The organism is Micromonospora terminaliae, assembly GCF_009671205.1.
Classification (GTDB): domain Bacteria; phylum Actinomycetota; class Actinomycetes; order Mycobacteriales; family Micromonosporaceae; genus Micromonospora; species Micromonospora terminaliae.
Window position 1 is genome coordinate 596,159 of the sequence record NZ_CP045309.1, and the last position, 14,740, is coordinate 610,898.

At 74.5% G+C, this 14,740-nt stretch carries 14 protein-coding genes and 1 pseudogene; 8 read left to right on the top strand and 7 right to left on the bottom strand.

Annotated features, from left to right (window positions below; translation table 11 throughout):
• Window position 1: 1 nt before the first annotated feature.
• The 4 genes from GCE86_RS02750 to GCE86_RS02765 form a co-directional block, all read right to left on the bottom strand.
• Complete coding sequence (locus GCE86_RS02750) at window positions 2-868, bottom strand: universal stress protein (RefSeq protein ID WP_154225438.1); 867 nt, start codon at window positions 866-868, stop codon at window positions 2-4.
• The gene (locus tag GCE86_RS02755) at window positions 865-3,267 is read right to left on the bottom strand and encodes a phosphoketolase family protein (protein WP_154225439.1); all 2,403 of its coding nucleotides are present in this window, start codon (window positions 3,265-3,267) and stop codon (window positions 865-867) included. Before GCE86_RS02755 ends, GCE86_RS02750 begins: the two co-directional genes overlap by 4 nt.
• Window positions 3,268-3,395: 128 nt before the next feature.
• Window positions 3,396-4,232, bottom strand: a complete 837-nt coding sequence (locus GCE86_RS02760; protein ID WP_154225440.1) for a universal stress protein — start codon at window positions 4,230-4,232, stop codon at window positions 3,396-3,398.
• 95 nt (window positions 4,233-4,327) lie between these two features.
• Window positions 4,328-5,128 carry a PP2C family protein-serine/threonine phosphatase gene (locus GCE86_RS02765; RefSeq protein ID WP_154225441.1) on the bottom strand — a complete coding sequence of 267 codons (801 nt, stop codon included), beginning with the start codon at window positions 5,126-5,128 and terminating at the stop codon, window positions 4,328-4,330.
• Between the two features lie 106 nt (window positions 5,129-5,234).
• Between GCE86_RS02765 and GCE86_RS02770 the strand changes: the two genes are divergently transcribed.
• The 6 genes from GCE86_RS02770 (at window position 5,235) to GCE86_RS02795 (ending at window position 10,522) form a co-directional block, all read left to right on the top strand.
• Window positions 5,235-5,471: an HTH domain-containing protein gene (locus tag GCE86_RS02770; protein ID WP_089010418.1), complete on the top strand. Its 237-nt coding sequence runs from the start codon at window positions 5,235-5,237 to the stop codon at window positions 5,469-5,471.
• Complete coding sequence (locus GCE86_RS02775) at window positions 5,471-6,046, top strand: Clp protease N-terminal domain-containing protein (protein WP_154225442.1); 576 nt, start codon at window positions 5,471-5,473, stop codon at window positions 6,044-6,046. Before GCE86_RS02770 ends, GCE86_RS02775 begins: the two co-directional genes overlap by 1 nt.
• 94 nt (window positions 6,047-6,140) lie before the next feature.
• Complete coding sequence (locus tag GCE86_RS02780; protein WP_154225443.1) at window positions 6,141-7,145, top strand: diacylglycerol/lipid kinase family protein; 1,005 nt, start codon at window positions 6,141-6,143, stop codon at window positions 7,143-7,145.
• Window positions 7,138-8,139, top strand: a complete 1,002-nt coding sequence (locus tag GCE86_RS02785; RefSeq protein ID WP_154225444.1) for a YihY/virulence factor BrkB family protein — start codon at window positions 7,138-7,140, stop codon at window positions 8,137-8,139. The genes GCE86_RS02780 and GCE86_RS02785 overlap by 8 nt, the downstream gene beginning before the upstream one ends.
• Before the next feature lie 78 nt (window positions 8,140-8,217).
• Entirely contained in the window at window positions 8,218-9,708 is a 1,491-nt protein-coding gene (locus tag GCE86_RS02790) for a phosphatase PAP2 family protein (RefSeq protein ID WP_154225445.1), read from the top strand.
• A 10-nt stretch (window positions 9,709-9,718) separates the two neighbouring features.
• A complete protein-coding gene (locus GCE86_RS02795) occupies window positions 9,719-10,522 on the top strand; it encodes an endonuclease/exonuclease/phosphatase family protein (protein ID WP_154225446.1) in 804 nt (267 codons plus the stop codon).
• Between the two features lie 149 nt (window positions 10,523-10,671).
• Here the strand turns inward: GCE86_RS02795 and GCE86_RS02800 are convergent, their stop codons facing one another.
• Entirely contained in the window at window positions 10,672-11,517 is an 846-nt protein-coding gene (locus tag GCE86_RS02800; protein WP_154225447.1) for an alpha/beta fold hydrolase, read from the bottom strand.
• Window positions 11,514-12,476, bottom strand: coding sequence for a TIGR03557 family F420-dependent LLM class oxidoreductase (locus tag GCE86_RS02805; protein ID WP_154225448.1), 963 nt, complete (start codon window positions 12,474-12,476; stop codon window positions 11,514-11,516). The genes GCE86_RS02800 and GCE86_RS02805 overlap by 4 nt, the downstream gene beginning before the upstream one ends.
• 114 nt (window positions 12,477-12,590) lie before the next feature.
• Between GCE86_RS02805 and GCE86_RS02810 the strand changes: the two are divergent.
• A pseudogene (locus GCE86_RS02810) lies at window positions 12,591-12,716 on the top strand (cellulose binding domain-containing protein); the annotation flags it as partial.
• Window positions 12,717-12,803: 87 nt separating this feature from the next.
• Window positions 12,804-13,409: a hypothetical protein gene (locus GCE86_RS02815; RefSeq protein ID WP_154225449.1), complete on the top strand. Its 606-nt coding sequence runs from the start codon at window positions 12,804-12,806 to the stop codon at window positions 13,407-13,409.
• Window positions 13,410-13,535: 126 nt separating this feature from the next.
• Here the strand turns inward: GCE86_RS02815 and GCE86_RS02820 are convergent, their stop codons facing one another.
• Window positions 13,536-14,726, bottom strand: coding sequence for an RNA polymerase sigma factor (locus tag GCE86_RS02820; protein WP_244317157.1), 1,191 nt, complete (start codon window positions 14,724-14,726; stop codon window positions 13,536-13,538).
• Window positions 14,727-14,740 lie beyond the last annotated feature (14 nt).

Genomic DNA, 14,740 nt, shown 5'->3' on the forward strand with positions numbered 1-14,740 from the left:
GTCAGCGTTCGCGGACCACGGCGACCGGGCACTGGGCGTGCTGGATGAGCTGCTGGCTGACCGAGCCGAGCAGCATCCCGCGCAGTCCGCCCCGGCCCCGGCTGCCCACGACCACGAGCTGGGCCGACCGGCTCTCCTCGACCAGCAGCGCGGAGGGGCTGCCCGGGTTCGCCACCACCTCGACCGGCACGTCCGGGAAGGTCTCCCGCCAGGGGGCCAGGTCCGCCTCGGCCGCGGCCCGCTCGGTGGCGCCGGCCTCCTCCGGGTCGAAGCCCGGCGGCACCCGCCCCTCGCGAGGCGGCTCCCAGACCCGCAGCGCCCGTACCGGCACGTCCCGCTGCGCCGCCCGCTCGATGGCGAAGCCCAGCGCCTCCACCGAGGACGGGGAGCCGTCCGCGCCGACGACCACCGGCCCGGACGTGGCGGGCCGGCCGTCCCGGACCACGATCACCGGGCAGTGCGCGTGGGCCGTGACGCTGACGGCGGTGGAGCCGGTGAGCAGCCCGGCGAAGCCGCCGTGGCCGCGGCTGCCCAGCACCAGCATGCCCGCGTCGGCGGAGCGCTCCTGGAGGACCAGCGCGGGCGGGCCGTCGAAGACCTCGCCGTGCACGGTCAGCCCCGGCCGGTCCGCGGCGGCGTCCGCGGCCGTGCGGCGGACCAGCTCCTCGACCTGCCGCCGGGCGGTCTCGTCGGGCCAGACGCCGGGGGCCACGCCGGGACCGATCCAGCCGGCCACCGTCAGCCACTCGAAGACGTACGCCAGGCGGACCGGCCGGCCCGAGCGGCCCGCCTCGTCCAGCGCCCAGTTCAGGGCCACCGTCGCGTCGGCGGAGCCGTCGTAGCCGACCAGGATCTCCTCGCCGTTCATGCCCCGCTCCGCACGCTCGGGTCGGTCTCGCGGATCCAGCGCCACTCGGCGACCCGGGGGTCGTCCTCGCCGTGCTGCCGGGTGTAGTCGCGGCAGGCCTGCCGGAGGTCCACCATCTCCTGGCGCAGGTGGGCGGCGCGTGAGCGCAGCCCGGGCAGCCGGTCGATGACGTCGATGACCAGGTGGAAGCGGTCGAGGTCGTTGAGCATCACCATGTCGAACGGCGTGGTGGTGGTGCCCTCCTCCTTGTAGCCGCGCACGTGGAGGTTGTCGTGGTTGGTCCGGCGGTAGGTGAGCCGGTGGATCAGCCACGGGTAGCCGTGGTAGGCGAAGATGACCGGCTTGTCGCGGGTGAAGATGGTGTCGAACTCGCTGTCCGGCAGGCCGTGCGGGTGCTCCGACGGCGGTTGCAGGCGCATGAGGTCGACCACGTTGACCAGCCGTACCTTCAGGTCGGGCAGGTGCTGGCGGAGCAGGCCGGCCGCCGCGAGTGTCTCCAGGGTCGGCACGTCGCCGGCGCAGGCGAGCACGACGTCCGGCTCGCTGCCGTCGTCGGTGCTGGCCCAGTCCCAGATGCCCAGGCCGCGGCGGGTGTGCTGGATGGCCTCCTCCATGGTCAGCCAGTTGGGCGCCGGCTGCTTCCCGGCCACCACCACGTTGATGTAGTGCCGGCTGCGCAGGCAGTGGTCCATGGTGGAGAGCAGGGTGTTGCCGTCCGGCGGCAGGTAGACCCGCACGACCTCGGCCTTCTTGTTCACCACGTGGTCGATGAAGCCCGGGTCCTGATGCGAGAAGCCGTTGTGGTCCTGCCGCCAGACGTGGCTGGAGAGCAGGTAGTTCAGCGACGCCACCGGCGCCCGCCACGGGATCTGCCGGGTCACCTTGAGCCACTTGGCGTGCTGGTTGACCATCGAGTCGACGATGTGGATGAACGCCTCGTAGCTGGTGAAGAGGCCGTGCCGGCCGGTCAGCAGGTAGCCCTCCAGCCAGCCCTGACACAGGTGCTCGGAGAGCACCTCCATGACCCGGCCGTCGGGGGAGAGGTGGTCGTCGCCCGGCAACCGGCTGCCGACGAACGCCCGGTCGGTGACCTCGAAGACGGCGCCGAGCCGGTTCGAGGCGACCTCGTCCGGGCCGAACAGGCGGAAGGTCTCCGGGTTACGGGTGATCACGTCCCGGACCCACGGGCCCAGCGCGCCGGTGGCGCCGGCCATCGGGGTGCCCGGCTCCTTGACGTCGACCGCGTAGTCGCGGAAGTCCGGCAGCTCCAGGTCGCGCAGCAGCCGCCCGCCGTTGGCCACCGGGTTGGCGCTCATCCGCCGGTCGCCCGTGGGGGGCAGGTCGGCCAGGTCGGGGACCGGCGCGCCGGTGGCGTCGAACAGCTCCTCCGGCCGGTAGCTGCGCAGCCAGCGCTCCAGCTCGGCCAGGTGCGCGGGGTTGTCGCGGACCTCGTCGATGGGCACCTGGTGGGCGCGGAACGTGCCCTCGACCTGCTTGCCGTCGACGTCCGCCGGCCCGGTCCAGCCCTTCGGCGTACGGAGGACGATCATCGGCCAGCGGGGGCGCTCGACCTCGCCACCGGTGCGGGCCCGGCGCTGGATCTCGGCGATCTCGTCGACCACCCGGTCCAGGGTGGCGGCGAGGAGCTGGTGCACCCGGGCCGGGTCGTCGCCCTCGACGACGTACGGCTGGTAGCCGAAGCCGCGCATCTGGTCGAGCAGGTCCTCGGCGGGGATCCGGTCGAGCACCGTCGGATTGGCGATCTTGTAACCGTTGAGGTGCAGGATCGGCAGCACCGCACCGTCCCGGGCCGGGTTGAGGAAGACGTTGGACAGCCAGCTCCCGGCCAGCGGCCCGGTCTCCGCCTCACCGTCACCGATCACACAGGCGACCAGGAGGTCCGGGTTGTCGAACGCGGCGCCGTACGCGTGGCTCAGCGCGTACCCCAGCTCGCCGCCCTCGTGGATCGAGCCCGGCACCTCCGGCGCCACGTGGCTGGGGATGCCGCCGGGGAAGGAGAACTGGCGGAACAGCCGCTGCATGCCGGTCTCGTCGCGGGCGATGTGGTGGTAGAGCTCGCTGTACGTGCCCTCCAGCCACGTGTTGGCCACCAGGGCGGGGCCGCCGTGGCCCGGGCCGGTGACGAAGATGGCGGACAGGTCCCGGTCGACGATGACCCGGTTGAGGTGCGTGTAGAGGAGGTTGAGGCCGGGGCTGGTGCCCCAGTGCCCGAGCAGCCGGGGCTTGATGTGCTCGGGCTTCAGCGGCTCACGCAGCAGCGGGTTGTCGAGCAGGTAGATCTGCCCGACGGTGAGGTAGTTCGCCGCCCGCCAGTAGGCGTCGAGCCGGCGCAGCTCGTCCTCGGTCAGTGGGCTGTGCAGGTCCAGCGCGGTGTCCATGCTGCGTTAGCCTCTCGCGGCTCGGGGTCTTCTGCCACCCGGGAGCGGATCGGCCGCCCCCGGCACGGTAAGCCTCGTCCCTCGGCCGGCGGGTCGATCAGGGCCGTAGGTCCCGGGCTGGGCGGGCGTCATGACCCGTCCTCGTCGTCGGGGTCGAGTCCACGGACGACGATCACCGGGGCCGGCGAGTGGTAGAGCAGCGTCTGGCTGACCGCGCCCAGCATGCCCCGCAGCGGCTCGTCACCGCGCGCCCCGACCAGCGTCACCTGTGCCGAGCGGGACTGTTCCAGCAGGACGGCGCCGGGGTCGCCGCGGATCGTGTGGCACTCGACGGCCACCGCGGGATGCCGGGCGCCGTACCGGGAGACGGCCTCGTCGAGCAGTCCGTCGTCGCCGCCGTCGGAGTGGTGGCTGGGCTCCGTCACCCGGACGGCGAGCAGCCGGGTGCCGCGGCTCTCGGCGCAGTCGAAGGCGTACGCCAGGGTGGCGCGCGAACTCTCCGACCCGTCGAAGCCGACCAGCAGTGGTCCCTGCGGCGGCGGCTCGATCCGGGCGACCAGCACCGGGCAGCCGGCCCGGGCGGCGAGCTGCACGGCCGGAACGTCGGCCGGTACGCAGGACGCGCAGCCGGCCATGCCGCCGTCACCCACCGCCAGCAGGAACGCCGAGTCGGAGGCCCGGATCAGCCCCTCGATCGGGTCGCCCTCGACGATCTCGTCGGTGACCGGCAGTCCCGGCGCGGCCTCGGCGGCCACCCGCCCGGCCTTCTCCAGCAGCTCCTCGGCGGTCGCGCGCGGGCCGCTCACCGAGAACGACTCCAGCGCCGCCGCCCAGTTGAAGGCGTGCAGCAGGTGCAGCGGCCGGTCGTGCGCGGCGGCCTCCCCGGCGGCCGTCCGGACCACCTCGAGGTCCTCCGCCGAGCCGCCCACGCCGACCACCACCGCGCCGTGGGTGGGTGCGGGCATCCCGGCTCACCTCCCGACCGCGCTGTCCTCACCCACGGTAGTCGTGCGGGTGCCCGCCGGGACCCGGTCGGCGGAACTGGCGCCGACGGGAGGGATCAGCGGGGGTTGGGCAGGGCCGGGTGGACGCGGACGACCACGGCGGTGGCGTTGTCCTCGCCGCCCTCGGCCAGGCTCGCGGCGAGCAGGGCCTGCGCGGTCCGGGCCGGGTCGCGGCGCGCCGCCAGCAGGTCGCGCAGCCGGTGGTAGCCGAGCTGGTCGCTCACCCCGTCGGTGCAGAGCAGCCAGGTGTCCCCGCTGCGCAGCGGCACGGCCAGCAGGTCCGGCTCGGGCTTGTCCGGGTGGCCGACGTAGCGCAGCAGCTGGTAGCGGGCCCGGGCGGCCTCCGGCGAGTCGGGCGGCCACCAGCCGTGCAGCAGGCCGAGCCAGGCCATCGTGTGGTCGACGGTCACCAGTTCGAGCAGCCCCTCGCGCAGCCGGTACGCCCGGGAGTCGCCGAGCTGGACGAGCCAGCCCTGCCCGCCGTCGGGCTCGGCGACCAGGGCGGTGAGGGTGCAGCCGGTCAGCCCGGCCAGTCCCGCACCGGCCCGGCGTACCCGCAGCTGGGTCTCGGCCGTGGCGGCGCGCAGCCGGGCGGCGTCGACGGCCGGCCAGCCGGCGCGGACCTGCGCCACGAAGGTGGTCAGGGCGGCGGTGCCGGCGACCCGGCTGCCCTCGCCGTCGCCCATGCCGTCGGCGACCGCGGCCAGCGGCAGGTCCGGGTCGACGTGCAGGACGTCGAAGTTCTCCGCGTACCGGTGCCCGACCACGCTGCCCCCGGCGATCTCCAGGGTGAGCCGGCCGACGGTCAGCCGGCGGGTGGCCTGGACCGGCTGGTCCAGCGGGCGGCGGCGGAACACCAGCGGACCGTAACACCGCTCGGGGTCGCGGATCGGCAGGTCGCGGCGAGTGTCGGCCTGTCAACTGGGGTTGACAAACGCGGCTCCGTCAACCAAAGTTGACAGCATGAGTCAGGCGACGGAACTCGCGGCGGCGGCCGGCAGCACCGACCCGAAGGTCGGGCTGCGGGCCGTGCTCGCCCTGCGCCGGCTGCTCGAACGGCTGGAGGTGGTCCAGGTGGACAACGCCCGACGGCAGGGCTGGTCCTGGCAGGAGATCGCCGACGCCCTCGAGGTCAGCCGGCAGGCGGTCCACAAGAAGCACGCCGGGCGACCGGCGGTCCGCGGAAGCTGGGAGGCGTGATGTTCGAACGGTTCACCGACCGGGCCCGCGCGGTGGTGCACCACGCGCTCGACGAGGCGCGCACCGAGGGCCGGCGCCCGGTCGGCACCGAGCACCTGCTGCTCGGCGTGCTCGCCGACGGCGACAATCTGGCCGTCCGGGTGCTGTCGGCCGGCGGCATCCGGGCCGAGGACCTGCGCGCCGCCGTGGCCCGGCACACCGCGCACGGTGTCGACGGCCTCGGCGCGGCCGACGCGGCGGCGCTGCGCGAGATCGGCATCGACCTCGCCGCGATCGTCGCGCGGATCGAGGAGTCCTTCGGCCCGGACGCGCTGCGCGAGGCGGCGCCGGCGCCCCGCAGGTGGTGGGGCCGCCGCCCCGGCGACGGCCGGTTCTCACCCCGCGCCAAGAAGGTGCTGGAGCTGTCCCTGCGGGAGGCGCTGCGGCTGCGCCACCGCCACATCGGCACCGAGCACATCCTGCTCGGGCTGCTGCGGGAGGGCAACGGGCTGGCCGCGCTGGTGCTCACCGAGGCCGGTGCGGACCTCGACGACCTGCGCCACCGGGTCGAGGCGGCGCTGCGCACGGCGGCGTGAGCGGCCCCGGCCGGGGTTGAAACCTGTTTGCGGTTCTCGCAACGTCGGCCGGTGTCGGCTCGCTGAGCCGCCCCGCTTGCTGCACACTTGCGCCGTGGACGGAGACGAGAAGAGCCCGTTGACCGCGGACAACCCCGCACCACGCTCGGCCGTGGTGGTCAACCCGACCAAGGTGACCGATCTCGACGGGTTCCGCCGCACGGTGGACGGAGCCCTCACGGCCGCCGGCTGGCCCGCGCCGGCCTGGTACGAGACCACGGCGGAGGACCCGGGCCGGGGCCAGACCGAGGCGGCCGTCGAGGCCGGCGCCGAGGTGGTCTTCGCCTGCGGCGGGGACGGCACCGTGATGGCCTGCGTGACCGCGCTGGCCGGCACCGACGTGGCGCTCGCCGTGCTGCCCCAGGGCACCGGCAACCTGCTCGCCGCCAACCTCGGCCTCTCCGGCGACCTCGCCGCCGGGCTGGAGGTCGCCGTCGAGCGGGGCGTGCGCCGGCTCGACGTGGGCGCGGTCGGCGACCAGTGCTTCGCCGTGATGGCCGGGATGGGCTTCGACGCGCAGATGCTCGACTCCACCTCCGAGACGACCAAGAAGCGGTTCGGCTGGCCGGCCTACGTGGTGGGGGCGGCCAAGCACCTGCGGGACCGGCCCATGCGGGTCTCCATCCGGATCGACGGCGGGCCGCCGCTGCGCCGGCGGGCCCGCTCGGTCCTGGTCGGCAACGTCGGCCGGCTCCAGGGCGGGGTACGCCTGCTCACCGACGCCGAGCCGGACGACGGCTGGCTCGACGTGGCGGTGCTGACCCCGCGGACACTCGGCCACTGGCTCGCCCTCGGCTGGGCGGTGCTGCGGCGCCGGGGCAGCGTGCCCCGGATGGAGGTGTTCCGGGCCCGCAAGGTCGAGATCACCAGCAACCGCGCCCAACCGCGGCAGCTCGACGGCGACCTCATCGAGCCGGGCCGGTCCCTGAAGATCGAGATCCGGCCCGAGTCGCTCTGGCTCTGCGTGCCGCGGCCGGCGCGCCACCCCGACCTGTCCGTGGACGCCGACGCGGCCGCCGAGCGCGGCGAGCGGCTGGTCGAGGAGGCCCGGCATGAGTAGCACCAAACTCGTCCCCGAGACCCGGCTCATGGCGAAGGAGGAGCTGTCCGCCGACGACGCCTGGCACACCCTGCGCCGCCACGGCGGCTGGTGCCTGCTCCGGGACGCCTTCATCCGGTTTCGCTACGGCGACGGCTTCAGCCACTCCCGGGCCTTCGCGTTGCAGCTCTGCCTCGCCGTGGTGCCGTTCCTCATCGCGCTCACCGGCCTCATCACCGACCTCGGCGCCGACGAGGGCGGCAAGGTGGTCGCCGACACCGTGCTGGCGATCACCCCGGGCCAGAGCGAGTCGATGGTGCAGGAGCTGCTGGCCGACACCGAGCGCACCGAGCACGCCGGTGAACTGGCGCTGACCCTCGGCCTGCTGACCGGCCTTCTGGCGCTCACCACCACCATGGCGCAGATCGAGCGGGGCGCGAACCGCATCTACGGCGTGGAGCGGGACCGCCCGGCCCTGTTCAAGTACCTGCGCGCCGCAGTCCTCGCGCTGGTCGCCGGCGTTCCCGCGCTGGCCGGGTTCCTGATCCTCGTCGGCGGCCGGGCCATGGGCGACTCGGTCCGGCGGCACTACGAGTGGGGCGACGTCGCCCACGGCGCCTGGGACGTGGTCCGCTGGCCGCTCAGCCTCGGCCTGACCGTGCTCGCCGTGGCGGTGCTGTTCCGGCACGCCCCGCGGCGCAACCAGCCCGGCCTGTCCTGGCTCCTCTTCGGCGCCGGCATCGCCACCGCGCTCTGGTGGCTGGCCAGCCTGCTGCTCGCCGCCTACGTGAAGTACAGCGGCGGGTTCGGGCAGACGTACGGCGCGCTGACCGGCATGATGGCCCTGCTGCTCTGGGCCAACCTGACCGGGATGGCGCTCTTCGGCGGGCTGGCGTTCGCCGCCCAGTTGGAGGCGATGCGCATCGGGGTGGAGGAGCCCGCCCAGCCGGACCTCTGGGAGCCGGAGGCCGAGCGCGAGGAGCTCCTCGACACCGGCGACATGACCGCTCTCTGAGGCCGCGGCGGCTTCCGGCGTGTACGCGGAGTCCGAATCGGGTACTGCGCGCCTCGCAGCAGACGAGGGAGGTGCGGGGTGACCGCGGTCAAGGAGGCGACGCGCCGTCCGCTCGGCCATTTCGCCGAGCGGAGCCTGGCGGGGCTGCTCGTGGTGGCCGGCGCGGGAGTCGGGTTCGGCGTGCTGCTCATGCTCGTCCGGTTCCACTGGGGGCCGCTCTACCACGCCGACCACGAGGCGGCCGAATGGTTCAACCACCTCGTGGCGCCGCACCATCCGGTGGTCACCGTGCTCCAGGCGGTCACCGACCTGGGCGGCCGGCCGGTGCTCATCTGGCTGATCACCATCGCGGTGGTCGGCCTGCTGATCCGCCGCCAGTCCCGGCTCGCCGTCTACCTGATCATCACGGGCGTGGGCGGGCTGATCCTCGACCCGTCGCTCAAGGCCCTGGTGGGCCGGCTGCGCCCGGTCGTGGACGTGCCGGTGGCCCACGCACCCGGCAACAGCTTCCCCAGCGGCCACGCGCTCGGCTCGTTCGTCGCGTACGGGGCGCTGCTGCTGGTGTTCCTGCCGGCCGTGGCGCCGCGCTGGCGCAAGCCGGCCATCGCCGTCGCCGGCCTGCTGGTCGTGCTCATCGGGCTGACCCGGATCGCGCTGGGCGTGCACTTCGTCTCGGACGTGCTGGGCGGCTGGCTGCTCGGCGCGGCCTGGCTGGGCGTCACCGCGTACGCCTTCCGGCTGTGGCGGCGCGAGCGCGGCCGGCCGGTGCCCCCGATCAGCGAGGGCCTGGAGCCCGAGGCGGGGCAGGAGATCAAGCCGGCGCCGGCCGAGGAGCACGTGCTGGAGCACCCCCGCTCGTCGGTGGCCGAGCTGCTGGTGGGCTGGGTGCTCGTGTTCGGCGTCCTCTACGCCTTCGGCATGTACGTCAGCTACCACGCCAAGGGCACGGTCTTCGACACCCTGGACACGGAGGTGCCGCGCTGGTTCGCCGCCCGGCACACCGACGGGCTCACCGACCTGAGCTGGTGGTGGAGCAAGTTCGGCGACACCCACGCCATCCTGCTGGTCTCGCTGGTGTTCTGCCCGATCGTGCTGGCGATCTGGAAGCGCTGGCGGCCGGTGCTGTTCGTGGTCCTGGCCATGTTCGGCGAGCTGAGCCTCTTCCTGGCCAGCGCCCGGGTGGTGGAGCGGCCCCGCCCGTCGGTGGAGAACCTGGACGGGCAGATGCCCACCTCGTCCTTCCCGTCCGGGCACATCGCGGCGACCATCTGCCTGTGGACCGCCATGGCGATCATCGTGCTGCCGCGCACCGACCGCTGGTGGCGCTGGCTCTTCGTGGCGATGGCCGTGATCATGCCGGTCGGGGTGGCCACCTCCCGGATGTACCGGGGCATGCACCACCCGACGGACTTCATGGGAGCGATCCTGCTCGGCGCGCTCTGGCTCACCCTGCTCTGGTGGGTGGTCCGGCCGAACGCCGACGTGCGCCGGGGCAACCGGCCGGCCATCGAGTCGGAGCAGGTGCACGAGCTCGACGACGAGCTGGCCAAGGCCGGCCGGGAGGACTGATCGGGCGCCGATGCTGCGGGTGATGACCTGGAACATCCGGACCGGCGGGCGGGACCGCGACGGCACCGACCGCCGGGACCGGATCGCCGCCGTGGTCGCCGACCAGCGTCCCGACCTGCTGGCCCTCCAGGAACTGCGCGGCCTGGACTCCGGCGGCGGGCTCGCCGGGCTGGCGGAGCGGGTGGGCATGGCGCCGCACCTGGCCCGGTCCTGTTTCGGGCAGCCGGTGGCGGTGCTGGTCCGCCCGCCGCTGCGGGTGCTGCGGGCGAGCCGGGTGCGCCGCCCGTTCCACCACGCCGCCGCGCGCGTCCAGGTGGGCACCGCGGCCGGCCCGCTGACCGTGATCAGCACCCATCTGAACCCGTACTCGGGCGGGCGGCGGCGGATGGAGGCCGACTGGCTGGCGGCGGCCGTGCGGCGGACCGGGGGCGACCTCACCCTCCTCGCCGGTGACCTGAACACCCTGGAGCCGGCCGTCGACCACACCGCCCGGCTGGCCGGCCTGGCCCCCCTCTACCGACGGCGGCACCTGCGCCGCGACGGCCGTACCGTCGACACCCGCGCAGTGGCCCGGCTGCTCGACGCGGGCCTGGTCGACCTCTGGCCGCGCACCGGCGGCGGCGAGCCGGCCGGGCTGACCGTGCCGACCCGGCACGGCGGGGCGGAGTTCGCCGGGATGCGGCTGGACTACCTGCTCGCCACCCCGGCGCTGGCCGCGACGGCCCGTGCGGTCCGCGTGGTCCGCGGCGGCGACGCGGACAGCGCCTCCGACCACTATCCGGTCGTCGCCGACCTGGCGCTGGCGCCCGCCTGAGGGACCCGCCGGGTCCCGGGACGGTTCAGACGAGCAGGTTCAGCAGCACGGTCAGGACGACCGAGGCGACGATCGAGAAGAGGATCATCAGCAGGCAGCCGAGGCCGCCGCCGACGGGCCGGATCTCCGTGTTTCCGATGCGCATGGACTCACCTTTGCAGGACGGGCGCCAGCAGGTCGCGGATCGCGTCGGCGACCTGGCCGGGCGCGGTGGTGGCGACGTTGTGCGCGGCGCCCGGCACGGCGGCCGTCCGGGCGTCCGGCACCAGGCGGGCCGCCTCCGCGCGCCAGCCGGCCGGGACGACGGTGTCGCGGGCGCCGGTCAGCACCAGCGTCGGCGCGGTGACCCGCACCAGGTCCGCCTCGATCGTGTTGCGCACCGAGTGGGACAGGGTGGCGAACACCCGCCACGGGCGGGCGTCGAGGACGTCGCGCAGCAGGATGGGCGCCTGCCACTTCGCCTCCCACAGGGTGTCCAGCAGCCACCGGCCGATCTGGCCGCGCCGGGAGCGGGCGGCCGGGTCGCTGGTCGGGCCGGCCAGCACCAGCGCGCGGACCAGGTCCGGGCGGCGGGCGGCGAGCGCCGCGGCCACCTCCGCACCGAACGAGTGGCCGAGCAGGCAGACCGGCCCCGACGTGTACGCGGCCAGCCACTCCGCCAGGAACGCGGCGTGCCGGGTCACGTCGTACGCCGTGCCGGGCCGCTCGGTCAGCCCGAAGCCGGGCAGGTCCGGCACGTACACCGGATGGGTGGCGGACAGGGCCACGGCCAGCGGGGTGAGGTAGCGGTGCGAGACGGCGAGGCCGTGCACCAGCACCACGGGCGGCACGTCGCCGCCCGGGTCCGCCGAGCGGCGGGTGTGCGTGCGCAGGCCGTCGATCAGCCGGAACTCGCTGGTCAGGCCGGCGGCCGGGCGGGGCGCGGCCAGGGCCAGCCGCAGCTCGGCCGGCCCGAAGCGCCCCGGTGGGGAGGGCCGGACTACCCGGCCGGTCACAGCTCGCGGAGCCGGGGCAGCAGTTCCTCCTGCGCCCAGTCCAGGAACATCGGCTGGCTGTCCCCGCCGACCTGGACCAGCGCCACGTGGGTGAACCCGGCGTCGACGAACTTCTTGAACGCCTCGACGTGCCGGTCGGTGTCCGGTCCGCAGGAGATGCCCTCGGCCACGTCCTCCTCGCGGACGAACTGGGTGGCCGCGGCGAACGCGTCCGGGCCGGGCAGGTCGGCATTGACCTTCCACCCCAGGCCGAACCAGCGGAACTGGTCGTGCACGATCTTGCGGCACTCGGCCTCGTCCGGGCCGTAGCAGATGGCCACCTGCCCGTACCGCGGCCGGCCCGCGCCGCCGGCCTCCTCGTACATCTCGACCAGCTGCGGCAGCGGGTCGGTGGCGATCATGGCGTCGGCGTAGTCGGCGGCGAGGGTGGCGGACTGCCGGCCCGAGGCGGCCACGGCCATGGGCACCGGGCGTTCCGGGCGGTCCCAGACGTAGGCGTCGGGCACCTCGAAGTGGTTTCCGGAGAAGGTCAGCGTCTCGCCGTTGAGCAGCGGCCGGATGATCTGGAGCGCCTCCTCGAACATCTCGTGCCGCTGCTGCACGTGCGGCCACCCGCCCACGACGTGCTCGTTGAGGTTCTCCCCGGCGCCCAGGCCGAGGGTGAACCGCCCGTCCGAGAGCACACCGATGGTGCTGGCCTTCTGGGCGACCACCGCCGGGTGGTAGCGCCGGATCGGGCAGGTCACGAAGGACATCAGCTCGGCCCGGCTGGTGGCGTGCGCGACCGCGCCGAGCACCGACCACGCGTACGGGGAGTGGCCCTGTTCGTCCAGCCAGGGGTAGTAGTGGTCGGACATCACGAGGTGGTCGAAGCCGGCGGCCTCGGCGCGGACGGCGTGGTCGACCAGCTGCTTGGGTCCGGCCTGTTCGCACATGAGGGTGTAGCCGACGTTGACCATGGCACAGCTCCTTCCCGGGCGGATCGTCCTCGGATACCCCGCGCAGCGGCGGTCAACCCTGGTGTCCGCTTCGGTGGCCGGCCTTCTCGACGGCGGCGGGGACGCTGGCGACAGTCGTACACGGCACGCAACGTGGACTGGAACGGCCGGCTCGGCGCCGGCGCCAGCACCTCGTTCGGCTTCCTCGGCAGCTGGACCGGCAGCACCGCGATCCCCGCGGTGACCTGCACCGCGAGCTGAGCAACCGGTGACCGGGTCCCCCACGGGACCCGGCCACCACCCCTTGCGGGTACGCGCCGGTGTGATCGTTTCCTCTACCCTGGCCCGGTGCTGGCCGAGGAAGCGCCGAAGGTCACCGACTGGATGCAGGCGTGGGGGAGTCTCGCCGGCCTGCTGATGTCCACGGTCGCCGTGCTTTTCACCGGGCTGCTGTTCCGCCACGAGGTGCGGGTACGCCGCGAGGAGCGCCGCGACGCGGAGGCCGCCCAGGCCCGGCTGGTCCTCGCCGTCCGCACCGGACCGGAGCCGGCCGGGAGCCGCGCGACCGTGCCGCCGTCCCGGGTGGGCTACCGGGTGTTGAACTTCAGCGGCGCACCCGTGCTCGACGTGCTGATCCGCTACGTCTGGGCCGGCGGCTCGGTGGGCCCGACCCATCACCTCCCCGTCCTGGTCGGCGAGGAGCAGGGCGAGCTGCGGGTCCCGGCCGACCTCGATCCGCACGTGACCGAGGCGCTGGCCGACTTCTCCGCCATCGAGATCATCTTCACCGACGCGAGCGGGCAGAAGTGGCAGCGGGTCGACCGCAGTGCGCCGGTGCGGCTCGTTGAACGCCAGTACCGGAACCCGGGAGCGCTCAGCGTGGTCGCCGTCGCGGCCGGCATCATGTTGGCGGCACTCCTCGCCGGCGTCGGCCTCAGCCGGGTCGTGCACTGAGCGCTCACCGCAGGGTGTATCGGCGGTCCACCCTCGATCCACTCCGGCTCGCCGACCTGGCGGTGTCGGCGCGGGCCGGACCCCGCCACCCCGCCGATCTGGAGTGGATCATGCTGGTGCCGCGGGTCAGTGCGGGTTCGCCAGCCGGGCCGCGCGCATCAGCAGGTATTCGTGCTCGGGGCGGCTGGTGGTGCGCCCGGCCGCGGCCCGGTAGTGCCGCGCCGCCGCGTCCCGGTCGCCGGCCATCTCGTGCAGGTGCGCCCGGGCCGCGTCGAGCCGGTGGTGGCCGGTCAGCCGGGGGTCGGCGGCCAGCGCCTCCAGGGTGGCCAGTCCGGCGGCGGGACCGTGCACCATGGCGGTCGCGACCGCGCGGTTGAGCGACACCACCGGGCTCTCCGTGAGCCGTTCCAGCACCTCGTAGAGGGCGAGGATCTGCGGCCAGTCGGTGCGCTCGGCGGTGGGCGCCTCGTCGTGCAGGGCGGCGATGGCGGCCTGGAGCTGGTAGGGCCCGACCGGCCCCCGGGCCATGGCACGCGTCACCAGTGCGGTGCCCTCGGCGATCGCGGCGGTATCCCACCGGGAACGGTCCTGCTCGGCGAGGGAGATCAGCTCGCCGGACGGGCCGGTGCGGGCGGCGGCCCGGGCCTCGGTGAGCAGCATGAGGGCGAGCAGGCCCGCCACCTCGCTGTCGTCGGGCAGCAGCCCGTGCATGGCGCGGGTCAGCCGGATCGCCTCCTCGGAGAGGTCGACCCGGCGCAGGTCGTCGCCGAGGCTCGCGGTGTGCCCCTCGGTGAAGATCAGGTAGAGCACGTGGAGGACGGCGGCCAGCCGCGCCTGCCGGTCCTCCTCGGCGGGCATCCGGAACGGCAGGCCGGAGGATCTGATGCGCTGCTTGGCCCGGCTGATCCGCTGCGCCATGGTGGCCTCGGGGACGAGGAAGGCGCGGGCGATCTCGGCGGTGCTGAGCCCGCCGACCGCGCGCAGGGTCAGCGCGATCGCCGACGGTGTGGACAGCGTCGGGTGGCAGCAGAGGAAGAGCAGCACGAGGGTGTCGTCCCGGTCCGCGGTCAGCGGCTCGTCGGCGGCCGGCGCGGTCCGCCGGTCGTCCCCATCGCGCCGGGCGGCCCGGTCCTCCCGGTCCCGGCGGGCCGCCTCGCCGCGGACCAGCTCGATCATCCGGCGGTACGCGACCTGGATCAGCCAGCCCCGCGGATGGTCCGGCAGCCCCTCGGCGGGCCACTGGGTGGCCGCCGCCAGCAACGCCTCCTGCACCGCGTCCTCGGCCGTGGCGAAGTCACCGAACCGGCGGGCGAGCACGCCGAGGACCTGCG

Bases quoted from the DNA above. Each gene is read 5' to 3' on its own strand.
- GCE86_RS02750 (WP_154225438.1), bottom strand. From the start codon at position 868: ATGAACGGCGAGGAGATCCTGGTCGGCTACGACGGCTCCGCCGACGCG.
- GCE86_RS02755 (WP_154225439.1), bottom strand. From the start codon at position 3,267: ATGGACACCGCGCTGGACCTGCACAGCCCACTGACCGAGGACGAGCTG.
- GCE86_RS02760 (WP_154225440.1), bottom strand. From the start codon at position 4,232: ATGCCCGCACCCACCCACGGCGCGGTGGTGGTCGGCGTGGGCGGCTCG.
- GCE86_RS02770 (WP_089010418.1), top strand. From the start codon at position 5,235: ATGAGTCAGGCGACGGAACTCGCGGCGGCGGCCGGCAGCACCGACCCG.
- GCE86_RS02775 (WP_154225442.1), top strand. From the start codon at position 5,471: ATGTTCGAACGGTTCACCGACCGGGCCCGCGCGGTGGTGCACCACGCG.
- GCE86_RS02785 (WP_154225444.1), top strand. From the start codon at position 7,138: ATGAGTAGCACCAAACTCGTCCCCGAGACCCGGCTCATGGCGAAGGAG.
- GCE86_RS02795 (WP_154225446.1), top strand. From the start codon at position 9,719: ATGCTGCGGGTGATGACCTGGAACATCCGGACCGGCGGGCGGGACCGC.
- GCE86_RS02805 (WP_154225448.1), bottom strand. From the start codon at position 12,476: ATGGTCAACGTCGGCTACACCCTCATGTGCGAACAGGCCGGACCCAAG.